24 protein-coding genes are annotated in these 26448 nt (G+C 72.9%); 11 read left to right on the top strand and 13 right to left on the bottom strand.

From position 1 onward, the window contains the following. Positions 1-40: 40 nt before the first annotated feature. Entirely contained in the window at positions 41-826 is a 786-nt protein-coding gene (locus DVA86_RS29885) for an amino acid ABC transporter ATP-binding protein (RefSeq protein WP_208883009.1), read from the bottom strand. 300 nt (positions 827-1126) lie between these two features. Between DVA86_RS29885 and DVA86_RS29890 the strand changes: the two genes are divergently transcribed. Together DVA86_RS29890 and DVA86_RS29895 are read left to right on the top strand one after the other, a co-directional pair. Next, the gene (locus DVA86_RS29890) at positions 1127-1849 is read left to right on the top strand and encodes a response regulator transcription factor (protein WP_208883011.1); all 723 of its coding nucleotides are present in this window, start codon (positions 1127-1129) and stop codon (positions 1847-1849) included. A 23-nt stretch (positions 1850-1872) separates the two neighbouring features. Further along, positions 1873-3294, top strand: a complete 1422-nt coding sequence (locus DVA86_RS29895) for a sensor histidine kinase (protein WP_208883013.1) — start codon at positions 1873-1875, stop codon at positions 3292-3294. A gap of 33 nt (positions 3295-3327) precedes the next feature. On the opposite strand, the gene DVA86_RS29900 is transcribed toward DVA86_RS29895, so the two are convergent. Then, entirely contained in the window at positions 3328-6375 is a 3048-nt protein-coding gene (locus DVA86_RS29900) for an alpha-mannosidase (RefSeq protein WP_208883015.1), read from the bottom strand. Positions 6376-6488: 113 nt separating this feature from the next. Further along, a complete protein-coding gene (locus DVA86_RS29905; protein WP_208883016.1) occupies positions 6489-7520 on the bottom strand; it encodes a TAXI family TRAP transporter solute-binding subunit in 1032 nt (343 codons plus the stop codon). A gap of 295 nt (positions 7521-7815) precedes the next feature. Here DVA86_RS29905 and DVA86_RS29910 point away from each other — a divergent pair, with 295 nt between their 5' ends. The 3 genes from DVA86_RS29910 (at position 7816) to DVA86_RS29920 (ending at position 12542) form a co-directional block, all read left to right on the top strand. Further along, the gene (locus DVA86_RS29910; RefSeq protein ID WP_208883018.1) at positions 7816-10131 is read left to right on the top strand and encodes a terpene synthase family protein; all 2316 of its coding nucleotides are present in this window, start codon (positions 7816-7818) and stop codon (positions 10129-10131) included. A 113-nt stretch (positions 10132-10244) separates the two neighbouring features. Then, positions 10245-11756, top strand: a complete 1512-nt coding sequence (gene miaB / locus DVA86_RS29915) for a tRNA (N6-isopentenyl adenosine(37)-C2)-methylthiotransferase MiaB (RefSeq protein ID WP_208883019.1) — start codon at positions 10245-10247, stop codon at positions 11754-11756. A gap of 72 nt (positions 11757-11828) precedes the next feature. Further along, complete coding sequence (locus tag DVA86_RS29920; RefSeq protein ID WP_208883021.1) at positions 11829-12542, top strand: class III extradiol dioxygenase subunit B-like domain-containing protein; 714 nt, start codon at positions 11829-11831, stop codon at positions 12540-12542. A 131-nt stretch (positions 12543-12673) separates the two neighbouring features. On the opposite strand, the gene DVA86_RS29925 is transcribed toward DVA86_RS29920, so the two are convergent. Beyond that, on the bottom strand, positions 12674-12886 hold the full coding sequence (locus DVA86_RS29925) for an antitoxin (protein WP_208883022.1): 213 nt from the start codon (positions 12884-12886) through the stop codon (positions 12674-12676). A gap of 251 nt (positions 12887-13137) precedes the next feature. On the opposite strand from DVA86_RS29925, the gene miaA reads away from it, so the two are divergent. The 5 genes from miaA to DVA86_RS29950 all read left to right on the top strand — a co-directional run bounded on the left by miaA (position 13138) and on the right by DVA86_RS29950 (position 18739). Continuing rightward, positions 13138-14088 carry a tRNA (adenosine(37)-N6)-dimethylallyltransferase MiaA gene (gene miaA, locus DVA86_RS29930; protein WP_208883023.1) on the top strand — a complete coding sequence of 317 codons (951 nt, stop codon included), beginning with the start codon at positions 13138-13140 and terminating at the stop codon, positions 14086-14088. Positions 14089-14195: 107 nt separating this feature from the next. After that, entirely contained in the window at positions 14196-14663 is a 468-nt protein-coding gene (locus DVA86_RS29935) for a hypothetical protein (RefSeq protein ID WP_245997778.1), read from the top strand. A gap of 102 nt (positions 14664-14765) precedes the next feature. Next, positions 14766-15635, top strand: coding sequence for a diaminopimelate epimerase (gene dapF, locus DVA86_RS29940; protein WP_208883026.1), 870 nt, complete (start codon positions 14766-14768; stop codon positions 15633-15635). Between the two features lie 188 nt (positions 15636-15823). Next, on the top strand, positions 15824-17632 hold the full coding sequence (locus tag DVA86_RS29945) for a RelA/SpoT family protein (RefSeq protein WP_208883028.1): 1809 nt from the start codon (positions 15824-15826) through the stop codon (positions 17630-17632). Positions 17633-17719: 87 nt separating this feature from the next. Next, complete coding sequence (locus tag DVA86_RS29950; RefSeq protein ID WP_208883029.1) at positions 17720-18739, top strand: alpha/beta hydrolase; 1020 nt, start codon at positions 17720-17722, stop codon at positions 18737-18739. An 89-nt stretch (positions 18740-18828) separates the two neighbouring features. On the opposite strand, the gene DVA86_RS29955 is transcribed toward DVA86_RS29950, so the two are convergent. The 9 genes from DVA86_RS29955 to DVA86_RS29995 form a co-directional block, all read right to left on the bottom strand. Beyond that, on the bottom strand, positions 18829-19599 hold the full coding sequence (locus DVA86_RS29955; protein ID WP_245997345.1) for a serine hydrolase: 771 nt from the start codon (positions 19597-19599) through the stop codon (positions 18829-18831). Between the two features lie 135 nt (positions 19600-19734). Beyond that, on the bottom strand, positions 19735-20409 hold the full coding sequence (locus DVA86_RS29960) for a GntR family transcriptional regulator (protein WP_208883031.1): 675 nt from the start codon (positions 20407-20409) through the stop codon (positions 19735-19737). Then, on the bottom strand, positions 20406-21101 hold the full coding sequence (locus DVA86_RS29965; protein ID WP_208883032.1) for a haloacid dehalogenase type II: 696 nt from the start codon (positions 21099-21101) through the stop codon (positions 20406-20408). Before DVA86_RS29965 ends, DVA86_RS29960 begins: the two co-directional genes overlap by 4 nt. Positions 21102-21273: 172 nt before the next feature. Next, entirely contained in the window at positions 21274-22179 is a 906-nt protein-coding gene (locus DVA86_RS29970) for an EamA family transporter (RefSeq protein ID WP_208883034.1), read from the bottom strand. A gap of 4 nt (positions 22180-22183) precedes the next feature. Next, positions 22184-22801, bottom strand: coding sequence for a MarR family winged helix-turn-helix transcriptional regulator (locus DVA86_RS29975; protein WP_208883036.1), 618 nt, complete (start codon positions 22799-22801; stop codon positions 22184-22186). 65 nt (positions 22802-22866) lie between these two features. Next, positions 22867-23409 (bottom strand): hypothetical protein, encoded by a 543-nt coding sequence (locus DVA86_RS29980; RefSeq protein ID WP_208883038.1) that lies wholly within the window; start codon positions 23407-23409, stop codon positions 22867-22869. Next, complete coding sequence (locus DVA86_RS29985; RefSeq protein ID WP_208883040.1) at positions 23406-23663, bottom strand: helix-turn-helix transcriptional regulator; 258 nt, start codon at positions 23661-23663, stop codon at positions 23406-23408. The genes DVA86_RS29980 and DVA86_RS29985 overlap by 4 nt, the downstream gene beginning before the upstream one ends. Before the next feature lie 123 nt (positions 23664-23786). Then, on the bottom strand, positions 23787-24692 hold the full coding sequence (locus DVA86_RS29990) for an SAM-dependent methyltransferase (protein WP_208883041.1): 906 nt from the start codon (positions 24690-24692) through the stop codon (positions 23787-23789). Positions 24693-24830: 138 nt separating this feature from the next. Then, positions 24831-25400: a MarR family winged helix-turn-helix transcriptional regulator gene (locus tag DVA86_RS29995; RefSeq protein ID WP_208883042.1), complete on the bottom strand. Its 570-nt coding sequence runs from the start codon at positions 25398-25400 to the stop codon at positions 24831-24833. 65 nt (positions 25401-25465) lie between these two features. On the opposite strand from DVA86_RS29995, the gene pip reads away from it, so the two are divergent. Beyond that, complete coding sequence (gene pip / locus DVA86_RS30000; RefSeq protein WP_208883044.1) at positions 25466-26437, top strand: prolyl aminopeptidase; 972 nt, start codon at positions 25466-25468, stop codon at positions 26435-26437. The last annotated feature ends 11 nt before the right edge of the window (positions 26438-26448 follow it).

Genomic DNA, 26448 nt, shown 5'->3' on the forward strand with positions numbered 1-26448 from the left:
CCCTGTGATCGTTGTTGTCCGTGGTTCCGGTGAGCCGAGCTCAGTGGTGAAGGATCTTCGACAGGAAGTCCTTCGCCCGGTCGCTGCGCGGGTTGCTGAAGAACTGGTCGGGGGTAGCCTCCTCGACAATTCGCCCGTCCGCCATGAAAACCACCCGGTTGGCAGCGGATCGTGCGAAGCCCATCTCGTGGGTGACGACGACCATCGTCATCCCGTCCCGCGCCAACTGCTGCATGACCTCGAGGACCTCGTTGATCATCTCGGGGTCGAGCGCCGAAGTCGGCTCGTCGAACAGCATCACCTTGGGATCCATGGCCAGCGCGCGGGCGATGGCCACGCGCTGCTGCTGGCCGCCGGAGAGCTGAGCGGGGTACTTGTCGGCCTGGTTCGCGACACCCACCCGGTCCAGCAGGGCGCGCGCCTTCTTCTCGGCCTCCTCCTTGTCCGTCTTGCGGACCTTCAGCTGGCCGAGCATGACGTTGTCGAGCACCGTCTTGTGCGCGAAGAGGTTGAACGCCTGGAACACCATGCCCACGTCCGCGCGCAGCCTGGCCAGTTCCTTGCCTTCCGCGGGCAGGGGCTTGTCGTCGACGGCGATGTAGCCGGAGTCGATCGTCTCCAGCCGGTTGATCGTGCGGCACAGCGTGGACTTGCCGGAACCGGACGGTCCGATGACGACCACGACCTCGCCGCGCGCGATCGTCAGGTCGATGTCCTGGAGCACGTGCAGCGCACCGAAGTGCTTGTTGACGTTGTCCAGGACGACCAGGCCGCTCGGCGCCGATTCCGGTCCGCCGGCGTCCTTGGTCACCGATACTTTGCTCATCGGCCTGCAGCTCCGTCCTCGTCGGTTGCGAGGACCCTAGTGAGCCCCCGCCACCAGCGTCATTACATCTGAGGGGAAATTGAGCATAACGATCTGGTCGCAGCGCGGCACACTCGGTGAGCCGGGCGTGCGGAGGCGCCGCGGGGCGCGTACCGGCTGCATAACGGAAAGCGCGGGGCACCCGTGGCCCCTTGACTCGTCTGGGCCGATCCGCGTGGATGCAGTGCCGGACCGCGTGCCGTACCGGGACCGGTCCGCGTGCCGGGCAGAAGATCGACAGGGCCGGAAGGGAGGGCACGTATGAGACTGCTGCTGGTCGAGGACGACGAGCGGGTCGCCGCCGCGCTCTCCGCGGTGCTGGAGCGGCACGGCTTCACCGTCGTGCACGCCCGGGACGGCGAGGACGCCCTGCGGGAGCTGCTGCCCGGCGACGACGCGGCGCCCTTCGGCGTGGTGCTGCTCGACCTCGGACTGCCGGGCCAGGACGGCTTCGAGGTGTGCGGACGCATCCGCAAGCTGACCTCCGTACCCGTGATCATGGTGACGGCCCGTGCGGACGTACGGTCGCGGATCCACGGTCTGAACCTCGGCGCCGACGACTACGTCGTCAAGCCCTACGACACCGGCGAGCTCCTCGCCCGTATCCACGCGGTCAGCCGGCGCACCGTGCCCGCCGACGAGGCCGGCGCGGAGGAGCAGGGTACGGGCGGCGCCGCGGGCGGCGCGGTGCTGCGGCTCGGGAAGCTGACGATCGAGCTGCCCACCCGCCAGGTGTCGGTGGGCGGCCGTGCGGTGTCGCTGACCCGCAAGGAGTTCGACCTGCTGGCGCTGCTCGCGCAGCGGCCCGGGGTGGTGTTCCGGCGGGAGCAGATCATCAGCGAGGTGTGGCGTACGAGTTGGGAGGGGACCGGGCGGACGCTGGAGGTGCATGTGGCGTCGCTGCGTTCGAAGCTCGGGCTGCCCGCGCTCATCGAGACCGTACGGGGCGTCGGCTACCGGCTCGTCGCGCCGCCGGCCGCGTAGCCACGGACCGCCGGACCGATCGCGTGCGCGCCCGCCTCCTCCCGCTCCTCATCCTCCTGTTCGCCGGGGTGCCCCTCGCCCTCGGACTGCCGCTCGCGGTCAGCCTGGCCTCGGCCGAGCAGCAGAACGTCGTCGTGGACCGCATCGACGACACCGCGCGGTTCGCGTCGCTCGCGCAGTTCGTCACCGCGCGCAGCGAGCAGGGCGAGCGGCTGGCCACGCTCCGCCGCGAACTGCGCCGCTACCACGACCTGTACGGCATCCGCGCCGGCGTCTTCTACCGCGACGGGCAGACCATGGCCGCCGCCCCCGACGGCTGGCGGGTGCCGCGTACGGGCGCGGGCCAGGAGGCGTTCATGGAGGCGCTGGCCGGGCGGCGCAGCCACGACCCGAAGCAGGTGTGGCCGTGGCAGCGGGGCCGTATCGCCGTCGCCTCGCCGGTGATCAGGGACGGCGACGTGGCCGCCGTCGTCTACACCGACTCGCCCACCGGGCAGCTGCGCTCCCGCATCCTGCACGGCTGGCTGCCGATCGCGGCCGGCGAGGCCGCGGCGCTGCTGCTCGCGGTGGCGGCGGCGTTCCTGCTGACGCGCTGGGTGCTGCGGCCGGTGCGCACGCTGGACTGGGCCGCGCACGAGATCGCCACCGGCGAGTTCAAGTCCCGTGTCGCCGCCTCCGGTGGCCCGCCCGAACTGCGCCGCCTCGCGCGGTCGTTCAACGAGATGGCCGACCACGTGGAGGATGTGCTGGAGCAGCAGCGCGCCTTCGTGGCCGACGCCTCGCACCAGCTGCGGAACCCGCTGTCCGCGCTGCTGCTGCGGATCGAGCTGCTCGGGCTCGAGCTGCCGGAGGGCAACGAGGAGGTCGCGTCCGTACGGGCGGAGGGCAAGCGGCTCGCACAGGTGCTGGACGACCTGCTGGACCTGGCGCTGGCCGAGCACTCCGCGGCGGACCTGCGGCTGACCGACGTCGCGGCGCTGGCCGCCGAACGCGTCGCGGCCTGGCAGCCGGTCGCGGAGCAGGACGGTGTGGAGCTGCGCTACGAGGGCGCGCCGGCGGTCACCGGGTGGGCCGACCCGGTGGCGCTGTCCAGCGCGCTGGACGCGGTGGTCGACAACGCGGTCAAGTTCACGCCGGCGGGGCAGCGGGTGACCGTCACGGCCGCCGCGGGCGGGGACGAGGCGACGGTGGAGGTCGCGGACGGCGGCCCGGGGCTGGACGAGGAGGAACTCGCCCGCGTCGGCGACCGCTTCTGGCGCAGCAGCCGCCACCAGAACGTGTCCGGCTCGGGCCTCGGACTGTCCATCACCCGCGCGCTGCTCTCCGCGGGCGGCGCGCGCGTCGGCTTCGCGCCGAACGAGCCGCACGGCCTGCGCGTCACCCTCACCCTGCCACGCGACGAGCCCCCCGCACCGGCCGGGGACGCGGAGTCCCCGGCGCGGTGACGAGGGGCTCGTCGCCACTCGGTACCGGGGCCGTCAGCCCGCCGGTGTGAGCCGCAGGGTGAGGATCTGGAACGGGCGCAGCGACACCTCCACCGCGCCGTCCGCCGCCGCCTCCGGCTCCGCGAGCGCGTACGCGTCCGTGAGCGGCCGCTCCAGCAGGTCCACCACGGCCGCCGAGGCGAGCGTGAAGCCCGCCGTGACGGTCGTACGGGCGCGGCTGCCGCGGGACTCGTAGAGCCGTACGATCACGTCGCCGCTGCGGTCCTCCGCCAGCTTGACGGCCTCCGCCACGACCTGGTCGCCCGCGACGGCGATGAGCGGCGCGACGGGGTCGCCGCCGCCCTCCACGGTGCGCTCCGGCAGGTTGATCCAGTGGCCTTCGCGGACCGCGTCGCCCACCGTCGCGCCCGGCACCAGCGCGTAGCGCAGCCGGTGCCTGCCCTGGTCCGTCTCCGGGTCGGGGTAGCGCGGCGCGCGCAGCAGGGACAGCCGGACCGTGGTGGTCTGGCCGCCGTCGGGGCGTACGTCGCGGGTGACGTCGTGCCCGTACGTCGAGTCGTTGACGAGGGCGACGCCCCAGTCCGGCTCCTCGACCTGCAGCCAGCGGTGCGCGCAGATCTCGAACTTGGCCGCCTCCCAGGAGGTGTTGGTGTGCGTCGCGCGGAAGACGTGCCCGAACTGCGTCTCCGACGCCGACCGTTCGGCCTTCACATCCAGCGGGAACGCGGCCTTGAGGAACTTCTCGGTCTCCTGCCAGTCCACCTCGGTGTCGATGTCCAGCGAGCGCGCGCCGGCGCGCAGCGTCAGCTGCTGCACGACGGAGGAGGAGCCGAACGAGCGGGCGGCCCGTACGGTCACGGCGTCCGGCCCGTCGGAGGTCACCGCCACCTCGTCGGCGCCGGTCAGGTCCGTGACGTTGTGCCGGTAGAACTCGTCCACGTCCCAGGCGTCCCAGTGGTTCGGGAAGTCCGGGTGCACCTGGAGGAGGTTGGCGGCGTGCCCCGGTGCGACCGACTCGCGGTCGCCGACGGCGTCGTATGCGGAGACCACCAGGCCGCGGTCGTCGATCTCCACGCGCAGCAGGCCGTTGGCGAGCACCCAGCCGCCGCCGTCCCGTTCCGCGACGGTGACGGTCTCGCCCTCGGCCGTACGCGTCCGGGCTGCCGCGCCGCCGCCGGGTACGCCGCCGCGGGCGTGCGGTGCGCCGTTGAACACCATCGGCGCGCTGCCCTCGCCCGCCAGCGCGCGCTGGGCGCGCTCGATGATGCCCTCCAGCTCGGCGCGCACGCGGGCGTACGTCTCGCGCGCCTCGCGGTGGACCCACGCGATGGACGAGCCCGGCAGGATGTCGTGGAACTGGTGCAGCAGCACCGTCTTCCACAGCTGCTCCAACTGCTCGTACGGGTACGCCTGACCGGGCACGCGCAGCGCCGCCGTGGCCGCCCACAGCTCCGCCTCGCGCAGCAGGGACTCGCTGTGCCGGTTGCCCTGCTTGGTCTTCGCCTGCGAGGTGTACGTGCCGCGGTGCAGCTCCAGATAGAGCTCGCCGGCCCACACGGGCGCGTCCTGGTACTCCTCGTGCGCCTTCTCGAAGAACGCCGCCGGCTTCTCCACCGTGACCCGCGGCGAGCCCTCCAGATCGCGCAGCCGCTCCGCGCGCGCCAGCATCTCGCGGGTGGTGCCGCCGCCGCCGTCGCCGTGCCCGAAGGGCGCGAGGGAGCGCGAACCGGCGCCCTTCTCACGGTAGTTGCGCGCGGCGTGCGCCATCTCGGCGCCGCTCAGTTCCGAGTTGTACGTGTCGACCGGCGGGAAGTGGGTGAACACGCGGGTGCCGTCGATGCCCTCCCACCAGAAGGTGTGGTGCGGGAACTCGTTCGTCTGGCTCCACGAGATCTTCTGCGTCAGGAACCACTTCGCGCCCGCCAGCGACACGATCTGCGGCATGGCCGCCGTGTAGCCGAAGGTGTCCGGCAGCCACACCTCCTTGGTGTCGACGCCGAACTCGTCCAGGAAGAACTTCTTGCCGTACAGGAACTGCCGGGCCATGGCCTCGCCGCCGACCATGTTCGTGTCCGACTCCACCCACATGCCGCCCACCGGCACGAACTGCCCGTCCGCCACCTTCTTCTTGACCCGGGCGTACACCTCGGGCCGGTGCTCCTTGATCCAGGCCAGCTGCTGCGCCTGGGACATGGCGAAGACGAACTCCGGGTGGTCGTCCATGAGGCTGACCATGTTGGACGCGGTGCGCGCCACCTTCCGTACGGTCTCCCGCAGCGGCCACAGCCACGCCGAGTCGATGTGGGCGTGCCCCACCGCGCTGATCCGGTGCGCGGACGCGCGGGCCGGCGCCGCAAGGACGCCGGTGAGGCAGGCACGCGCGCGTTCCGCGGTGCCGGGCACGTCGGTCAGGTCCAGGGCGTCCAGGGCGCGTTCGAGGGCGCGCAGCAGTTCCCAGCGGCGCGCGTCGTCCAGCGGGAGCTCCCGCATCAGCCCGCCCGTGACCTCCAGGTCCTGGACCAGCTCCCAGACCTCGGTCTCGAAGACGGCCAGGTCCATGCGGCCCAGCCGGTAGAGCGGGTGGTCGCCTGCGGTGAGCCGGTCGCCCTCGTAGGTGGGCGTCTGGGGGGTGTTGAGGATCGGGTTCGCGGCCGCCTCGACGTACAGCTCCACCGCCTCGCCGCCCGCGGCGGGCTGCCCGATCCGCACCCAGTCGTTGAACGGGTTGAGCGCCTTCACCGCCTCGCCGTCCGCGCGGTAGACGAGGCCCTCGCACTGAAAGCCGGGCATCCTCCGGTCGAAGCCCAGGTCGAGCACCGCCTCGACGGTCTTCCCCGCCCACTCCGCGGGCACTTGTCCGGTGACCCGGAACCAGGTCGTGCCCCAGGCCGGCCCCCACTCCTCGCCGGCCGCACCGGGACCGTACGGGGCACCGAGGCCCTCGGACACGGGCACGGGCTCGTCGGGCGCGTCCCAGCGCTCGACGGTGAGCGGCAGCGGCGAGGTGTAGACGGCGGGGCGCACCCGCTCGTCCAGGACGCGGCGCAGTCGGTCTTCGACAATGCTGTGGTCGTCGTGCATACGGCGACTCCTTCGATGGGCGTCACGGAGCGGACCTCCGACATCGATATCACCCGCTCCGACAGGGCGTCTTCCCCATCTCGCAGGTTGGTTATCCCGGCGCCGGCGTCCGCTCAGGGCTTGACCGCGCGGTAGTACCGTTCGGCGCCTTCGTGCAGGGGAAGCGGGTCGGTGTAGATCGCGGTGCGCAGGTCGACCTTCTGGGCCGCGTGCACTTCGTTGCCGATCTGGTCCCGGCTGTTGATCAGCGAACGCGTCAGGGCCTCCGCCACCTCCGCGTCCGTCCGGTCCGTGGTGACCAGCAGGTTCGACACCGCGACCGTGTTGACGGGCTCGCCCTGCTGTACGGCCGGGTACGCGTCCGCGGGCATCACCGCCGGGCGGTAGTGGCGCGTCTCGGGCTCCATCCGCTGCAGCCGCGGCACCAGGTCGCCGAGTTGTACGAGCCGGATGCGGGTCTTCTCGGCGAGCTGCTCGATGGCGGTGGTGGGCAGCCCGCCGGTCCACAGGAACGCGTCCAGCTTCCCGTCCGCCAGCAGCGCGGGCATCCGGTCGATGCCGATCGGCACCTCGTGCAGGTCCTTCTTCCGGTTCAGCCCGGCGGCCTGCAGCAGCCGCCCCGCGACCAGGCTCACCCCGGAACGCTCCTCGCCCATGCCGACCCGCAGCCCCTTCAGGTCGCGCGCGCTGCGTACGGGGGAGTCGGCGGGGACGATCAGCTGCACGTAGTCGTCGTACAGCCGGGCGCACGCGGACAGCCGGTCCGCGCCCTCGCCGCCGCCGTCCACGTAGTCGGCGACGGCGTCCGACTGCGCGATCGTGAAGTCCGCCTCGCCGGAGACCACCATCTCGATGTTCTCCACGGACCCCTCGCTGGCCTTGAGGCCCATGTCGAGGTCCGGCGCGTCACGGCCGAGCCGCTGCTGCAGCAGCGTGCCGTAGCGGGCGTACACCCCGGTGGGGACTCCGGTGGCGAACGTGACGTTCCCGCTGGGCGCCGGGCTGCCGCCGGGCAGCAGCCACCACGCCAGCAGCCCCAGCACGACCAACGCCGCGCACGCGCCGCGCACCACGCGCCGGCGCGTCAGCGCGCGCACAGCGCGTGCGCCGTCGCGCAAGCCGTACGGCACTCCGGGTCTGACCATGCGCACGATCCTGCCAGTCGCGGTGCGCGGCAGGCAGCCGTACGGAGCGGAACGGTGCGCGGAACGCGGTGGTCACGGGTGCACCCTCGGGGCTCACCTGGTACGGGAGTGGCCTGAGGCGACTTCTGTGGGTGACCGGCGCCATGGCCGAAATCCACGGGTGATTTGTATGACTGTTCCGCCGCCCGGATGGCGCCCGCGGGCCACGGGTAAGGCTCAGCGCGTCCGGGGCGGGCGCGGCCCCGGCGACGCCGCGGAACGACAGCTCAGCCGCTTCGAGGAAAGGCCCGGGCACGTGACACAGCCCTTCGAACTGCCGGACTTCTACACTCCGTATCCCGCCCGGCTGAACCCGCACACCGCCGAGGCGCGGACGCACTCGAGGGACTGGGCCCGCGAGATGGGCATGCTGGAGGGCTCCGGCGTGTGGGAGCAGAGCGACCTGGACGCGCATGACTACGCGCTGCTCTGCGCGTACACGCACCCCGACGCCTCGGGTCCGGACCTGTCGCTGGTCACCGACTGGTACGTGTGGGTCTTCTTCTTCGACGACCACTTCCTGGAGGTCTTCAAGAAGCCGCAGGACCGCGAGGGCGCCCGTACGTATCTGGACCGGCTCCCCGCCTTCATGCCGATGGACCTCGACGACGGCATCCCTGAGCCCGCCAACCCCGTTGAGGCGGGCCTCGCCGACCTGTGGGCCCGTACGGTGCCCGAGATGTCCGCGGCCTGGCGGGCGCGCTTCGCGGAGAGCACCAGGAACCTGCTGAACGAGTCCCTGTGGGAGCTCGCGAACATCCACGCGCGCCGTGTCCCGAACCCCGTCGAGTACATCGAGATGCGCCGCAAGGTGGGCGGCGCCCCCTGGTCGGCCGGGCTGGTGGAGTACGCGGCACGCGCCGAGGTGCCGGCCGCCGTCGCCGGGTCGCGGCCGCTGCGGGTGCTCCGGGACAGCTTCTCGGACGCGGTCCACCTCCGCAACGACCTCTTCTCGTACCAGCGGGAGACCGAGGAGGAGGGCGAACTGGCCAACGGCGTACTGGTCCTGGAGACCTTCCTCGGCTGTACCACTCAGCAGGCCGCGGACGCCGTCAACGACCTGCTGACCTCCCGGCTCCAGCAGTTCGAGCACACGGTGTTCACCGAACTGGGCCCCCTCTTCGCCGAGACCGGCCTCGACGCGCCCTCCAGCGCGTCCGTCATGGCGTACGTCAAGGGGCTGCAGGACTGGCAGTCGGGCGGCCACGAGTGGCACATGCGCTCCAGCCGCTACATGAACAGCCGCTCCGCGCACGGCGGTACGGACAGCGGTACGGACGCGGGCGCCCCCTTCGCCGCCCCGCTCGGGCTGTCCGGGCTCACCGCGCGCGGCCTCGGCACGGCCGCCGCCGGGCTGGCGGCGACGCGGCTGACCACCGCGCGCGCGGAGGCCGCCCGCGCCCGCACCTTCCGGTACATGCCGTACCAGCGGGTGGGCCCGTCCCAACTGCCCCCGATCGACATGCCGTTCACCGCCCGACTCAGCCCGCATCTGGGCGCCGCCCGCCGGAACGTCGTCGACTGGTCGCGCCGCATGGGCTTCCTGGAGCCGCAGCCCGGCGTGCCCCACTCGCACGTCTGGGACGAGGAGCTGCTGCGGGACCACGACCTGCCGCTCTGTGCCGCCGGAATCCACCCCGACGCCACCCCGGACGAGCTCGACCTCAGCTCAGACTGGCTGGCCTGGGGCACGTACGGCGACGACTACTACCCCGTCGTCTTCGGACGGCAGCGGGATCTCGCGGGCGCGCGGGTGTGCACGGAACGGCTACGGGCGTTCATGCCGCTGGAGTCCGAGCCCGTGCCGCCCCCGGCCAACGCCCTGGAGCGGGGTCTTGCGGACCTGTGGACGCGTACGGCGGGGCCGATGGCCGCGGCGGCGCGGCGCGCGCTCCGTAAGGCGGTCGAGGACATGACGGACAGCTGGCTGTGGGAGCTCGGCAACCAGGCGCAGAACCGCGTCCCGGACCCGGTCGACTACATCGAGATGCGCCGGCTGACCTTCGGCTCCGACCTCACCATGAGCCTGTGCCGGCTCGCGCACGGCGAACGGCTCCCGCCGGAGATCCACGGCAGCCGCCCCATGCGCTCCCTGGAGAACGCCGCCTCGGATTACGCGTGCCTGGTCAACGACGTCTTCTCGTACCAGAAGGAGATCGAGTTCGAGGGCGAGGTGCACAACGGCGTCCTCGTCGTGCAGCACTTCTTCGACTGCGACCGCCCGACCGCGGTGGCGGTCATCGGGGATCTGATGAGCTCCCGTATGCGCCAGTTCCAGCACGTCGTCGCCCACGAACTGCCCGTCCTGCACGACGAGTTCTCCCTGGACGCGGTGGCGGTCGCGGCCCTGGACGACTACGTACGGGACCTGGAGAACTGGCTGTCGGGCATCCTCACCTGGCACCAGGGCTGCCGCCGGTACACGGAGGACGACCTGCGCAGGCACGCCGCCGCGCCCCCGGCGGCGGGCGGCGGAGGCGGCCCGTCCGCGTATGCGCTGCCGACCGGGCTCGGCACCTCGGCGGCACGCCTGGCCCGTACGGCGGCGAGCGCGCGCGGCGGCGCGGGCTGACGGCGCGCAGGCTGACTGCGCGGGCGCGCGGCGGGCGCGCGGCGGGACGCGGGGGCGCGGACGGGAGGGCGGGCGCGGGTCGGGTTGTCCCAGGGAGCGCCTACCCTGGTGCCATGACCGCGCAGGACACCTTCACGCGAAGCTACGAGATCCGCACGTTCGGCTGCCAGATGAACGTCCACGACAGCGAACGCATGGCGGGTCTGCTCGAGGACGCCGGATACGTGCGCGCGCCCGCGGACGGCGACGGCGCCGACGTCGTGGTGTTCAACACCTGCGCGGTGCGCGAGAACGCGGACAACCGGCTGTACGGCAACCTCGGCCAGCTCGCCCCGAAGAAGGCCGCGCACCCGGGCATGCAGATCGCCGTCGGCGGCTGCCTGGCGCAGAAGGACCGCGACACGATCGTGCGCAAGGCGCCGTGGGTGGACGTCGTCTTCGGCACGCACAACGTCGGCAAGCTGCCCGTGCTGCTCGAGCGCGCCCGCGTGCAGGAGGAGGCGCAGGTCGAGATCGCCGAGTCGCTGGAGGCGTTCCCCTCGACGCTGCCGACGCGGCGCGAGAGCGCGTACGCCGCCTGGGTCTCCGTGTCCGTCGGGTGCAACAACACCTGCACCTTCTGCATCGTCCCGCAGCTGCGCGGCAAGGAGAAGGACCGGCGGCCCGGCGACATCCTGGCCGAGGTGGAGGCGCTGGTCGACGAGGGCGTCAGCGAGATCACGCTGCTCGGGCAGAACGTCAACGCGTACGGCAGCGACATCGGCGACCGCGAGGCGTTCGGCAAGCTGCTGCGCGCGTGCGGCCGCATCGAGGGGCTGGAGCGGGTCCGCTTCACCTCGCCGCACCCGCGCGACTTCACGGACGACGTGATCGCCGCGATGGCCGAGACGCCGAACGTGATGCCGCAGCTCCACATGCCGCTGCAGTCGGGCTCGTCACGGGTGCTGAAGGCGATGCGCCGCTCGTACCGGCAGGAGCGCTACCTGGAGATCATCGAGAAGGTGCGCGCGGCCATGCCGGACGCGGCGATCTCCACCGACATCATCGTGGGCTTCCCGGGCGAGACCGAGGAGGACTTCCAGGAGACGCTGCACGTGGTGCGCGAGGCGCGGTTCGCGCAGGCCTTCACCTTCCAGTACAGCAAGCGCCCCGGCACGCCCGCCGCGGAGATGGACGGGCAGCTGCCGAAGGCCGTCGTGCAGGAGCGCTACGAGCGGCTGGTGGAGCTCCAGGAGGAGATCTCCTGGGCGGAGAACAAGAAGCAGCTCGGCCGCACCGTCGAGGTCATGGCGGCCGAGGGCGAGGGCCGCAAGGACGGCGCCACCCGCCGCCTGTCGGGCCGCGCAACTGACAACCGGCTCGTGCACTTCACGCCGGGCGAGGACGCCGTACGCCCCGGCGACCTCGCCACCGTCGAGATCACCTACGCCGCCCCGCACCACCTCCTCGCCGAGGGCCCCGCCCGCTCCGTCCGCCGTACGCGCGCGGGCGACGCCTGGGAGCGCCGCAACTCCGCACCGCAGGAGCCGGGTTCCGGTTCCGGGGTGCTGCTGGGGCTGCCGACCGTCGGCGCACCGGAGCCGCAGCCCGCCGCCACGGGCACGGGAAGCTGCGGCAGCTGCTGAGGGGCGCGCGTGCCGGATTCACACGCCAAGTGACCATACGATTCCGGGCCGTCGTCGTCTAAGCTGCGCGCCATGCTTGTCGCCGCCGCCGTGTGCCCTTGTCCACCCCTGCTGGTGCCCGAGGTGGCCGGTGCGGCCGCCCCCGAGATGGACGGCGCCCGCGCCGCCTGCTACGACGCGATCGGCGTGCTGGCCGCCGCGCGCCCGGACCGGCTCGTCGTCGTCGGGCCCGCCGAACAGCCGGGCCGCGGCCCGCATCCGCAGGGCGCGCCCGGGTCCTTCCGCGGCTTCGGCGCGGACATCGAGGTGACCCTGGGCAAGGGCGACCCCGCCCCCGGCGCGCGCGACCTGCCGCCGTCACTCGCGGTCGGCGCGTGGCTCCTCGACCGTACGGACTGGAGTTCCGCGCCGCTGGAGGGGCTCGGCGTCGGCGAGCCGCTGACCCGCGACCGCTGCACGGCCGCCGGACGCGAACTGGCCGCGAGCGCACGCCGCGTGGCGCTGCTCGTCATGGGTGACGGCAGCGCGTGCCGCACGCTGAAGGCGCCGGGCTACTTCGACGAGCGCGCCGCCGCGTTCGACGCGGAGGCCGCCCGCGCGCTGGGTGAAGCGGACCTCGACGGGCTGCTCGCCCTGGACGAGGAGCTGGCGTACGAGCTGAAGGCCGCCGGCCGCGCCTGCTGGCAGGTGCTCGCGGGCGCGGGGGAGGGCGCCGGGCTCAGCGGGCGGCTGCTGTACGACGAGGCGCCGTACGGCGTGGGCTATCTGGTCGCCGGCTGGTCGTAGCGCGCAAGCGGCGGGCCGGCCCGTACGTCCGCGAGCTGTCCGCCCGTACGCGCGTCCGCGGCCCGCCGGGCGCGGCCGTACGGCCTCTTCGGGCTGAGCGGCCGCGCCCGCGGTCCACGGGTCCGCCGGTGTCAGGCGGCGTCGCTCCCGCCGCGTTCGCCGCCGCGGGTGTCGTCTCCCATGCGGTCCATGCTGTCCTTGGCCTTGTCGGTCCCGGACTGGATCTTGTCGGAGTGCTTGCCGCCCGTTTTCTCGTTGAGGGTGTCGGCACCCTTGTCCATGCCCTGGCCGGCCTTGTCGCTGTGCTGCCCGAGCATGCCCTTGACCTTGTCCATGAAGCCCATGGCGGTCACCTTCCGTTGTGGCGACTGTGTGCGGGCGCTCCCGCCGCTGCACCGGTCTGCCGCTCCGCCTACGCGAGCGGCACGCAGCGGCGATATCCGAATAAAACGCCCATATCTACTCAAGACCATACCCGGCCGGGTGAGATTCCGCCCTGTCCGGAGTGCCCTCTTGCCGTCCCGGCCCCGCCGTGCTGCGGCGCCGTACGGCGCCCGTTCGGGAAGGGCCCGCGGCGTTTGCGAGAATTACGCATGTGACAGTCCCGGTATCCGCCTTCCGGCCCGCCCCCCAGGTCATCGCAGTCGTCGGTCCCACCGCGGCCGGCAAGTCCGACCTGGCCGTCAGTCTCGCCCGGCAACTGGGAGGCGAGGTGGTCAACGCGGACTCGATGCAGCTGTATCAGGGCATGGACATCGGCACCGCCAAGCTCACCGCCGAGGAACGCCAGGGTGTGCCGCACCATCTGCTGGACATCTGGCACGTCACGGTCGCGGCCAGCGTCGCCGAGTACCAGCGGCTGGCCCGCGCCGAGATCGACCGGCTGCTCGCCGCCGGCCGCGTGCCCGTGCTGGTCGGCGGCTCCGGGCTGTACGTGCGCGGGGTCATCGACGTCATGGAGTTCCCCGGCACGGACCCGGCCGTACGCGCCCGGCTGGAGGCGGAGCTCGCCGAGCACGGCACCCGCGCCCTGCACGCCCGCCTCGCCGCGGCCGACCCGGACGCCGCCCGCGCCATCCTGCCCAGCAACGGGCGCCGCGTCGTACGCGCCCTCGAGGTCATCGAGATCACCGGCCGCCCCTTCACCGCGAACCTCCCCGGACACGAGGCCGCCTACGACACCCTCCAGATAGGCGTCGACGTCGCCCGGCCCGAACTGGACGAGCGGATCGCCGACCGGGTCGACCGCATGTGGCGTGCCGGGCTCGTGGACGAGGTGCGTGCGCTGGAGGAGGTCGGGCTGCGCCAGGGCCGTACGGCCTCCCGTGCCCTCGGCTACCAGCAGGTACTCGCCGCGCTCGCCGGGGAGTGCACGGAGGACGAGGCGCGGGCCGAAACGGTGCGCGCCACCAAGCGGTTCGCCCGTCGGCAGGACTCCTGGTTCCGCCGGGACCCGCGGGTCCACTGGCTCAGCGGAGCTGCCTCCGACCGGGGGGAACTCACCGCCAGTGCCCTGACGTTGCTCGAACGAGCGGTCACAGCCTGATCACGTGATGGCATCGGGACGTCCTGGGCGTCAATAGGGGGGTCCCGGTCGTGCCATCATCAACCATCGTTCGAGCCGAGCAGCCGGAGTTGGGAGGGCGCGTGGCGATGGAGGCCAGCCCTCGTGACAACGAAGAGTCCCGGGTCGACTACGTCAGTGACGGAGACGTCGGACGCCCGGGCGTCGACGACGACCTTGCGGCAGTGGCGGGCGTGGACGGTCCCGTCGGGCCGCCCGTGGAGCCGCACGAGCTGCGTCCGCAGCGCCGTCTGCGGCTCTGGCAGCTGGCGCCGATCGTGGTGCTCGGCGCGCTGGGCTCGCTGATGTTCGCGTTCCCGCTGGCCTTCGAGCCGGGCAGCCGCTCCGGCGCCGTCGTGTCCATGCTCGGGCTGCTGATCTGCTGCTGCGCGGCGGGCTGGGGCGTGATGGCCGCGCGCCGCGTCGGCCACACCTGGCCGGGGCTGCCGTCGCCCGGTTCGGGCAAGCGTGCGGACTGGCGCGTGGTGCTGCTGTACGCCGTCGTCGTCGGCACGGTGGCGGTGCTCGCCGTGTGGCGCGTCGCGCGGCTCAGCTGAGCCCACGCCCACGCCCGTACGCGTACGCATCGCCTCCGCGCTCCTCGCCTCCGCGCTCCGCCCGTACGCGCCGCGCCCGCCCGGTCCCGTACGATCGACGGCGTGAGCAGCGCGCGGCCCGTGCCGTTCCTCAAGGGACACGGCACCGAGAACGACTTCGTGATCATCCCCGACCCGGATGGCGAGTTCGAGCTGTCCAAGGAGGCCGTGGCCCGGCTGTGCGACCGGCGCGCCGGCATCGGCGGCGACGGGCTGCTGCGGGCCGTACGCTCCGCGCGGCACCCGGAGGCGCGCGGGATGGCCGGCGAGGCCGAGTGGTTCATGGACTACCGCAACAGCGACGGCAGCATCGCCGAGATGTGCGGCAACGGCGTACGGGTCTTCGCCCGCCACCTGGTACGCGCCGGGCTGGCACCGGCCGGCGAGCTGGCCGTGGCCACCCGCGCGGGCATCCGCCGCGTACGGCTCGCCGCGGACGGCGGCGGCGTCACGGTCGGCATGGGCCGGGCGGCGCTGCCCGCCGGGGACGTGCGGGTGACCGTCGGTGACCGTACGTGGCCCGCGCGGCACGTGAACGTGGGCAATCCGCATGCCGTGGCCTTCGTCGACGACCTCGCGGCGGCGGGCCCGCTGCGCGAGGCGCCGGGCGTCGCGCCGGCCGCCGCCTACCCGCAGGGTGTGAACGTCGAGTTCGTGGTCGACCGGGGCCCGCGGCACGTCGCCCTGCGGGTGTACGAGCGCGGCTCCGGCGAGACCCGTTCCTGCGGCACCGGCGCCTGCGCCGTGATGGTCGCCGCCGCCCGCCGGGACGGCGCCGATCCCTCCGCGGACGGCAACCCGGTGACGTACACGGTGGACGTGCCGGGCGGCCGGCTCGTCATCAGCGAGGGCACCGACGGCGGTATCGAGATGACCGGTCCGGCCGTCATCGTCGCTGAAGGGATGCTCGACCCGGACTTGCTCGCCGTCTGACATCCTGCCCCGGTGCGGTCAGTTCGCCACGAAGAGTGACGATCGTGCGCCCTTTCCACTCAGGCGTATAACAAACGTCGCTCGATTGGGTGATCCCGAACACCCCGGGCAAGAGGCGGTGATCGGCTCGTGGTGGGCTCTGTAGCATCACACCACCGGACACGGGGTGTTCACGAGCGGGAGGTGCCATGGGCGCGGTGCGAAACCTTCGGAAGCTCAGCCGGGCCGCCCTGCTCCGGCCCGCCCCCCGCGGCGCGCTGCCGGACGCCATCGAGCACGTCGCGCAGGCGCACCGCGCGCACCACCCCGGCGCCGACCTCGACGCGCTGCGGCGCGCGTATCTGCTCGCCGAGTCCTCGCACCGCGGGCAGACCCGCAAGAGCGGCGAGCCGTACATCACGCATCCGCTCGCCGTGACCCTGATCCTTGCCCAACTGGGCGCGGAGCACACCACGTTGACGGCCTCGTTACTGCACGACACGGTCGAGGACACCGACGTCACGCTGGACCAGGTGCGCGCCGAGTTCGGGGACGAGGTGTGCCATCTCGTCGACGGTGTCACCAAGTTGGAGAAGGTCGACTACGGCGCCGCGGCCGAGCCCGAGACGTTCCGCAAGATGCTCGTCGCCACCGGCAGCGACGTCCGCGTGATGTCCATCAAGCTCGCGGACCGCCTGCACAACATGCGTACGCTCGGCGTGATGCGGCCCGAGAAGCAGGCCCGTATCGCCAAGGTCACCAGCGACGTGCTCATTCCGCTCGCCGAACGGCTGGGCGTCCAGGCACTCAAGCGGGAGCTGGAGGACCTGGTCTTCGCGATCCTGCTGCCCGAGGAGCACGCGCGCACCCAGGAGTTGATCCGCGAGCACACCGCGCGCCCCGACCCACTCACCCAGGTCGCCGCGACCGTACGGGCGGTGCTGCGCGAGGCGGAGATCGACGCTCAGGTGCTCATCCGGCCGCGGCACCTGGTCTCCCTGCACCGGCTGCGGCTGAAACGCGGCGAGCTCGGCCCCTGCGACTTCGGGCGGCTGATGATCCTCGTGGCCGAGGACGCCGACTGCTACGCGGCGCTCGGCGAACTGCACACCTGCTTCGTGCCCGTGATGTCCGAGTTCAAGGACTTCATCGCGGTGCCCAAGTTCAACCTCTACCAGTCGCTGCACACCGCCTTCGCCGACAAGGACGGCCGCGTCGCCGAAGTCCTCGTCCGTACGCGGCAGATGCACCAGGTCGCCGAGGCCGGTGTGATCGCGCTCGGCGATCCCCACAGCGCGCCCGCGGAAGCCGAAGCGGAAGCGGGCGGCGACGGCGAACGGGCCGACCCGACCCGGCCCGGCTGGCTCTCCCGGCTGCTGGAGTGGCAGAGCCACACCACGGACCCGGACACGTTCTGGAGCGAGCTGCGCGACGAGCTGGCCGAGGACCGCGAGATCACCGTGTACTGCGCCGAGCCCGGCACCGGCGGCAGCAGCGGCGCGCTGCCGCTCCCGGCCGGCGCCAGCTGCGTCGACGCCGCGTACGCGCTGCACGGCGAGGCCGCGCACCGCTGCATCGGCGCCCGCGTCAACGGGCGGCTCACCGCGCTCAGCACGGTGCTGCGCGACGCCGACACGGTGCAGCTGTTCCTGGCTCCCACGACCGGCACCGCCGCGTACGCGCCCGCGCCGGAGTGGCTCGACCACGCGCGGACGCCCGCCGCCCGCATCGCCATCCGGAAGTGGCTCGCGGCGCACCCGCCCGTACCGGCCGCCGACACCGTGACGGCCCCCGCGGAGCACGGCACGGACGCCCGGCCCGCGCCGCGGCGCGACGCGCGACCGGAACCCGTCGCGGAATCCCGTACGCACGCCCCCGCGACATCACCGTCCAGCGCACCGGCTTCACCGAAGCATGCCGTCCTCGCGCTCGCCCGCCGCCGCGTCAACGTTCTCTTCGCCATGATCCGTGACCGACAGTGCTACCACGCTCCGCCTTCCGTCACGACCGCCGCTTGACAACAACATGAGGAGGTGTCACGTACACCCCCGGGAGGGCGCTCAGGCCCATGGGCCGCGGCTTGGGGGCTCCGTAGCGTCGGGCGCATGAGTGGAGACAGCTACGGCGGACGAGTGACTCGTCGCATCGCTTTGCGGAATGCCGGCATCGTCGCGGGCGGGGCCGCGCTCGCCGCGGGTACGGGCGCCGGTACGGGTGCGGCCTCGGCGGCCGTGCGCGGCGCGCCCCACGGTGGCGGGCGCCCACGGCACGGGACGGTGCGCACGTACGTCCTCGTGCACGGCACCCACAGCGCCGGTGCCTACTGGACCCCCATCGCCCGCGAACTCACCCTGCGCGGACACCGCGTCGTGGCCGTGGACCAGCCGCTGCACGGCGCCGAGGCGTTCGTGCCGGAGGCGTACCAGACGCAGGACCTGCGGGCCCTCGCCACCGAGCCGTCGCCGGTGGCCCGGCTCGGCCTGGACGACTACGCGCGGCGGGTCGAGCAGGCCGTACGGCGCGCCGCCGAGCACGGGCCACTGGTGCTCGTCGCGCACAGCATGGGCGGCATCTCCGTCACCCGTACGGGGAACGCCGTGCCCGAACTCATCGACCACATCTGCTACATGGCGTCGTTCTGCCCCTCCCGCAGCATGCCGACGCTCAACGACTGCATGTCCGCGCCGGAGAGCGCCTCCGCCGTCAGCACCGACGAGCAGGTCGTCGGCGACATGGAACGGCTGGGCGTGGCGCGCTTCAACTGGCGTACGGGCAGGCGCAAGGACCTCGACGTCTTCAAGGAGATGATCTGCGCGGACCATCCGGACGACGCGTTCCGGCGGGTGATCGCCGGGATGCAGACGGACGAGACGCTGCGCGCGTACGGGGAACGGGCGGTCGGCGAGCGGGACACGTGGGGGCGGGTGCCGCGGACGTATCTGCGGTTCGGGCGCGACCGGCTGGTCACGCCGGAGCTCCAGGACCGGATGATCAACGAGGCGGACCGGCTGACGCCCGGGAACCAGTTCACCGTGCACGACTTCACGCGGGCGCCGCACATCGGCCCGCTCGATCCCGCACCGGTCGTGGACGCGCTGGAGGGGGTGGCGGTACGGCGGCGGTGACCGTACGGGGGGTGACCGTACGGGGGGGGGTGACCGTACGGGCGAGGGCGTCCGGGGCAGGCGGCAACAGGCGTACGGGGCGCGCTCGTTCAGCGGCCGACGAGGACGCCGGTGACCGCCTCGGCGGCCGCGACGACGGCCGCCTCCACCGTGTCGATCCCCGTCGCCTGGGACGGCTGACCGTCGCAGAGCACGGCGAGGAGCAGCTCGTGGCCGTCGTGCCGCACCACGCCGACGCTGTTGACGACCCACAGGCCGGAGGCCGTACGGGGCAGCCAGCCGTTCTTCAGCGCGGTGCCCGTCCCGGGGTCGGCGGCGGCCGACACGCCCCAGTCCTGCCCGGACCGTACCCGCGACATGAGCGCGCGCACGTACGCGCGGGACTCGGGCGTCAGCGGCGAGTCGGCGGCGGTGACCGCCGTGAGCAGCCGCAACTGGTCGGCGGCGGTGGTCGTGGTCAGGCCCCAGTGGTCGTCCGCGCCGGGCACGGTCCCGGTGAGGCCGAACGTCCGGTTCGCCTCGGCGAGGCCGTCGGCACCGCCGATGGCGCGCCAGAGGCGGTCGGCGGCGTGGTTGTCGCTGACCTGGATCATCTGGCGGGCGTCGGTCCGTTGCTCGGCAGTGAGCGGCCGACCCTCCTTCTGGGCGCGGAGCAGGAGCGCGGCGAGGATGCCGACCTTGGCGACGCTCGCGGTGACGAACGCGTGCTCGTCGGGCGGCGCGTAGACGGCGCTGCTGCCGGACGCGGGGTCACCGATCGCCAGCGAGACGTTTCCCTCGGCCGTACGGGCCAGGCCCCGGAGGGCGGCGGCGAGTACGGCGTCGGGGGCGGGGGCAGCCGTGCCCGCGAACCACGCCACGCCGGTCCCTCCCCTCCGCGTACGGCAGGCCGTCGTGCGGCCTGTCCTCGTACGGCCGACCCTCGTACGGGCTACCCGCAAGCGGGCCCACCGTATGCGGCCGTTCCGCACAAACGGCCTGCGCGGGCGGCCCGTTCACTCCCGCGCCGTGAAGCGCCGTACCGCCTGGTCGAGATGCTCGCGCATCACCGCGCGCGCGTGCCCGGCGTCGTTGCCGGAGACGGCGTCGAGCAGGGTGCGGTGTTCGCGCGCGAGGTCGTCGGGGCGCGGGTAGGACGGCTGCAGCTGGGCGAGGCAGAGCTGCATCTCCTCCTGCAACGGCGGATACAGCCGGCTCAGGCGCGGGCTGCCCACCGCGTCCACCAGAGCGATGTGGAACGCGGTGTGCGCCTGCACGCGGTCGGCCCAACTCGCCTCCGCAGGCAGCGCCTCCAGCTCCCCCAGCCGGCGGCGCACCGGGGTCACGTCGATCCGCCGCTCCACGATCGCGGTGACGACCTCGTACTCGAGCGGGGCACGGACGAAGTGCAGGTCACGCGCGTCGTCCGCCGTCAGCACCGGCACCGTGGCGGACCGTCCCTGCGGCCGGTGCACGAGATTCCGGCTCGCCAGGATCTGCAGCGCCGAACGGACCGTGGGCCTGGCGACGCCGAAGGCGTTGGCCACGGCGATCTCTGGCAGGGCCTCCCCCGGCCGCAGCTCGCCGCCGAGGATCTGCTTGCGCAGCTCGGCGACGAGAGCGTCGGTCGTACTCGTCACCTGCAAGGGGCCGCCGCCGGAACGGCCGCCCGCCACCGCGTCGAATGTCATCGCGGCACCGGCTGCCCGTCGGCGAGGGCGGCCAGGCTCCACAGGTCACGCCACTCGTGGTCGGCGGGCTCGCCGTCCGGCGCCGGCTCGGCGTGCCGGTTGACCCACGCCGTGGTCATCCCGAAGTGCTTCGCCGGGGCGTTGTCGTACTTGAAGCCGAACGCGACATGGATGATCTTCTCCGGCTCGACGCCGATCCTGTCGAGCGCCTGCCGGAAGAAGTCGAGACTCGGCTTGTACGTCCGGCAGTCCTCCGCGGTGATCACGTCGTCGAAGGGGACGCGCATGTGGCGCCTGCTGTGCTCGATGATGTCGCGGTCGGTGTTGGAGAGGATCACCAGCCGCATGCCCGCGGCCTGCGCCCGCAGCAGCGCGGGGCGGGTGTCGGGGAACGGCTGCCAGGAACGCATCGAGCGGACGAACGCGGCGGCCAGCTCCTCGTCGTACGGCCAGCCGCGCACGGCGCACACCTCGCGCAGGCTCTCGGCGAGCACCTGCTTGTAGCTGCGGTACTCGCGGCCGAGGATCTCGAACTGGATTCCCTCCCACAGGTCGCGCAGCTCGATGCCGGGGACCAGGTCCGTATCGCCGTTGCGCAGGGCCAGCTCGTACAGGAACTGGGCGGCGCCGCCCTCCCAGTCGGTCAGCGTGCCGTAGTTGTCGAAGGTCGCGACGGCGAAGGGGGGAGACATCTCGGTACCTCCGGGGAAGGGCGGCGAGCTAACAGTCGTACTGTCAGACAGAGTGACACTTTCTGGTGGCGCGGGTCAACGGCCACGTCGGCGGTCGGCGCTCGGCAGCGGGCTCGGTTGGAGGCGGACTGGGTTGGGGGCGAGCAAGCCGAGGGCGGCCGGTGGGGAGCGCTCAGTTGAGGGTGAGCAGCACGATCGCCGCTCCGGCTCCGGCCAGGCCAGCGGTCTGCACCGGGCGGAGCCGCTCACGCAGGGCCGTGACGCCGAGCAGAACGGGGATCGCGGGGTATAGGGACGACAACACGACGGCGACGACGACGAGTTGCGCTCGGGTCGCCAGGAGATAGCAGACGAGGGCTAGGGCCGCGGCGCCCCCGGTGGCGGCGGCAGCACCCGCGAGCCGTACGGGCAGCCGCAGCCGCGACCTGCCGCTTCGGACCGCACGGACGGCAGGCGGCAGGATCGTGCACGCGGCAGCGACGCGGCCCACGACGACCGGCCAGATGCCGGAACCCGGCCCGGCCTGGGCGAGCGCGACGTACTGCAGCGCGATGCCCAGGCCGGCGACCAGGCCGTCCACCACGGCACCGGACCCGTCCCCGGCCCCGACTCCGGGCTCGGTCCCGACTCCGGACGCGGTCCCGACTCCGGACGCGGACGCGGGCGCGGACGGCGTACGGGACACACACCAGAGCGCCGGGACGGCGACTACGATCCCCAGCCAGGACAGCGGCGACGGCCGGTCGCCCAGCAGCGCCACCCCGACGAGAACCGGGAGCGCCACCCCGCCCACGGCACTGACCGGCACCACCACGCTCATCGCGCCCCGGCTGAGACCCCGGTAGAGGAAGAGCATCCCCGCACCCGTGCCCGCGCCGGAGAGCGCACCCCAGGCGAGGTCCGTCCCCGCCGGTGCCGGGGCGGGCACGAGCGGGGCGGCCACCAGGGTCAGCACGAGCCCTCCGAGCTGACCGGCGAGTGCGACCGCCGTGAAGTCGACGCGGCGGGACAGCAGCCCGCCGGCGTAGTCCGCGAGCCCGTAGAACAGCGCGGAGGCGAGTGCGAGCAGCGCACCCATGTCGTCAGCGCCCTTCGGGCCCTTCCGACTCGTCGCGCTCCGCACGCCCCGCGCACCGCTCGGCCTCGCCGACGGGGCAGACCGCGCCCCGTACGCAGGCCTTACGGTCGCACAGCCGGCACAGCAGGTCCGCACTGCCGACGTCCGCGTAGAGCCGGGTCAGCAGCTTGGCCAGCAGGCCGTCGAGCTCCTCCCGCTCCTTCTCGTCGAGGACAGCGACCAGTTCGGTGAGCGGCGCGCTCCGGGCCGCGAGCAGCCCCTCGGCCGTACGCGTGCCGGTCGCGGTGAGGTGGACGGCCACCCAGCGGCCCGGCCCGGGCCGCCGTTCGAGCAGTCCACCCGCCTCCAGCGAGTCCACCATGCGGGCCGCCGCGGACTGGGAGAGCCCCACCCGGCGGCCCAGTTCGGTGACGCTGAGGCCGGGCGCGGCCGACAGGGCGACCAGCGCGGCGGCGCCGCTGGCGCTCACTCCCGCCGCCCGCGAGGCGTCGGTGAGCGCCAGGTCGGTGACGGCGAGCGCGGTGGCGCCGAGCAGGTTCGCAGTGCGGCCCGCAGGACGCGGGCTCGGCGCGCGCGTGCCCGCGCCGTTGCCTGCCGTAGCTTCCTCCGTCTCATCATGCATGAGTCATGCATAACGCGCTACGGAGGAGTAGGCAACCCACGCGCTGCCCCCGCGTCCCGTCGGCGTCAGCTCGTGGCCGGCATCTCGTCCTCCCCCGGCTCGTCCTCCGCACGGAAACCGGCTATCCACAGCGGCATCAGCCAGTGGACTACGAGCGTCGCCGCCCCTACGGCCGCGATCGGCCCACCGAGCTCCGAGATCGTCGCGCCCGCCGCGTGCGCCGCGATGACCCCCAGGAAGCACGCGACCATGACCAGCAGCGTGCCGCGGTGCGCCCGCGCGAGGACCGCCTCGCGCTCGGCGACCTGGCGCTCGTCGAGTATCCGGAGACGCAGCTCGAGCAGGCCCCGCGTCATGGAATTCAGCAGGCCGGTCAGCGGGATCCACAGGACCGTCGCCCCCACCAGCAGCGCCAGCCACCAGGGCTGCCCGAGGCCGTACAACAGCATCAGCCCGGCGGTCGCGGCGGCTGTCACCACGACGTGCGCAGCCACGATCCGGTGCCGCTGCGCACGGGTGGCGTGCAGATGACTCAGCCGGGAGTCGTTCATCTTGCCGTACGTCCAGCGGTCGTAGCGCGTGGTCCGCTGTGCGTTGGTCCCCGTCATGGTGTCGCCTTCTTTCCGTGCCTGTATACCTCGTCCGTGAGCGGCCGGAACGGCTCCAGCGAGAACAGCGCCTCCACCGGCAACTCGAAGAAAGCCGAGATGCGCAGGGCCATGTCGAGACTCGGGTTGTACTGCCCCCGCTCGATGTACCCGATCGTCTGGTAGTGGGCGCCGACTGCTTCCGCCAGACGCTGCCGCGAGACCTCTCGCTCTGCCCGCACCATCGCCAGTCGGTTGTGCACCTGCTCGCTCATGTATAAGGTGTACTACATCTCAACACAGCTTGGCAACACGAACTGGCGGGATCCGGGAAAGCGAAGAGGCGGGGGATGCGCCATGGGGAAGCGCAAGGTGCAGGTGACAGGCGCGTCAGCGCGTCACGGGACGCGGCCGACTCCGGCGAGGCCGTTGATCGCGGCCTCGTCCAGCGCGGCCGCGGCGGGGTCGTCGGGGCGCCAGTGGTGCACGGAAACGACGCCGGGCGGGACGAGTTCGAGACCGTCGAAGAGCCGCTCGATCTCCGCGCGACTGCGGATCGCCACCGCGTGCCCGGCGCGCCGGTATTCACGTGAGGCCCGTTCGAGCATCACGGGGGCGAACTCCGAAGTGACGTGGGAGCAGACGAAGAAGCTGCCGGAGGGCAGGTCGCGGAGCAGCCGGCGGACGATGCCGCGCGCGTCGCGCGCTCCGTCCGGCACGAAGTGGAGCACCGCGATCACGCACACGGCGACCGGCCGGGTCAGATCCAGCGTGGCGGACAGCCGCGGATCGGAGAGGACGCCCTCCGGGTCGCGTACGTCCCCCGCGAAGGCGGTCACCCTGCCTTCGGGTGTGCTGCGGGCCAGCGCCTGGGCGTGCACCAGGACGGTCGGCTCGTTGTCGACGTACGCGATACGCGCGTCGGGCCGGACCGCCTGGGCCACGTCGTGGAGATCGGGATGGACGGGGAGACCGCAGCCGATGTCGAGGAACTGCCGGATGCCCGCCTCCGCGGCGAGCCAGCGGACGGCGCGGTGCATGAAGGCGCGGTTCTGTTCGGCGCAGAGCACGGCCGTCGGGTTGATCCTGCCCACGGCCTCCGCGAGCCTGCGGTCGTCCTCGTGGGCGTCCTTGCCTCCGGTGTAGCCGGTGTAGACGCCTGCGAGCCGTGACCGCGTACGGGCCTGCCGCGCCGGCGGCGGCTCGGCCCCGGCTGCGGACGTCCGCTCGGCGGACGCCTCTTCGGGCGTGCCCTGGGCGGGAGCTCTGTGCGCGGGTGTTTCCCCGGCGGCCGGATCCTGCACGGTGCCCCCCGGAGGCGGATTGCGGCTCGGCGGCCAACCGGCCACGGACGGTGTCGCGTTGCGCCTCCCCACGCTAGCGCCGCGAGCGGGGCCGTCCCCCACCGCATTCCGGCCAACTGGCGCGGTAGGCGGGCCGGTTCACCGCGGTGCGGTGCCGTGCGGCGCGGTGCCGTGCGGCGCGGCGGTGGCCGCGATCCGTTCCCGCATCGGCCGGCGGCGCAGCGCCTCGAGCGCCTCGCCGATCAACCGGCTCAGCGGGTACGGCAGTTCCTCCTCGAACTGGGCGGCCGCCGCGCTCGTCGCGGCCCACTCGGCCTCCAGCGCGGGAAGCAGCGGCTCGGCCGCCGCCGTCAGACGTACGACCCGCTGGCGCGCATCGGTGCCCGGCGCGGTGTCGACGAGCCCGCGTTTGACCAGTTGGGCCACCGTCTGACTGGCGGCGGAGTGCGTGACGCCGATGGCCGTCGCGAGATCGCGGATCGGCAGTGGACCCGTGGCGGCGAGCGTACGGATGACGGGGGTGAACCGCGGCCGGTATCCGTCGGGCAGTCCGAGATCGGCGTACACGGCGGCGACATCGGCCTCCATGAGGTCGAGCAGGTGGCGCAGCCGGGTGCCGAGCAGCTCCGGCCCGGGCTCCGGCTCCGGCTCCGGCACGGCGGAAGGAGCGGGCGGACGAGACGGGTCAGAGGGGACGGGCGGGGTCATGGCAGAAATATAACAGCGCTGTTGTATTGTCGGCCGCTGAATGAGAGCGGAGAGGGAGGGGTGACATGACTGAGCTGTATCCGCCCATCGAGCCGTACGAGCAGGGGATGCTCGACGTCGGCGACGGCAACCTCGTCCACTGGGAGGTCAGCGGCAACCCGGACGGCAAGCCCGCAGTCTGGGTGCACGGCGGCCCGGGCTCCGGCGCCCGCGCGGGCGTCCGCAGGTACTTCGACCCCGACCGCTACCGCATCGTCCTCTTCGACCAGCGCGGCTGCGGCCGGAGCACCCCGCACGCGAGCGCCGCGGCCACGGACATGAGCAGCAACACGACGGACCATCTGGTCGCGGACATGGAGCTGTTGCGCACCCACCTGGGCATCGAGCGGTGGCTGCTCTTCGGCAGCTCCTGGGGCTCGACACTGATCCTCGCCTACGCCGAACGCCACCCGCGGACCGTCTCCGAGATCGTCCTCTGCGGCGTCACGATGACCCGGCGCTCGGACATCGACTGGCTGTACGGGGGCGTGGCGCGGTTCCTGCCCGACGAGTGGGAACGGTTCCGGGCCGGCGCCCCCGGCGCACCCGGCCCCGACAGCCGGGGCCGAGACCTGGTCGCGGCCTACGCCCGGCTCATGGCGGACCCGGACCCGGAGGTGCGGACGAAGGCGGCGAACGACTGGTGCGCGTGGGAGGACGCGGTGATCTCGCTGGAGCCGAACTCGCCACCCACCCCGTACACCGGCCGCCCCTCCCCCGCCCGCCTGGCCCTCGTCCGGATCGCCTCGCACTACTTCGCGCACGGCGCCTGGCTCGACGAGGGCTCGCTGCTCCGGGACGCCGGCCGCCTGGCCGGCATCCCGGGCGTGCTGATCCACGGCAGATTCGACCTGGGCGGCCCGCTCAGCACCGCGTGGGAACTCGCCCGTGCGTGGCCGGACGCGGAACTGCAGGTCGTGTCCGACTCGGGCCACCTGGGCAGCGATGAGATGCGCGCACGGGAACGGGCGGCCCTCGACCGCTTCGCCGCCCGCTGACGCCGAGGCCA

The sequence above is a fragment of the Streptomyces armeniacus genome (assembly GCF_003355155.1).
Classification (GTDB): Bacteria; Actinomycetota; Actinomycetes; order Streptomycetales; family Streptomycetaceae; genus Streptomyces; species Streptomyces armeniacus.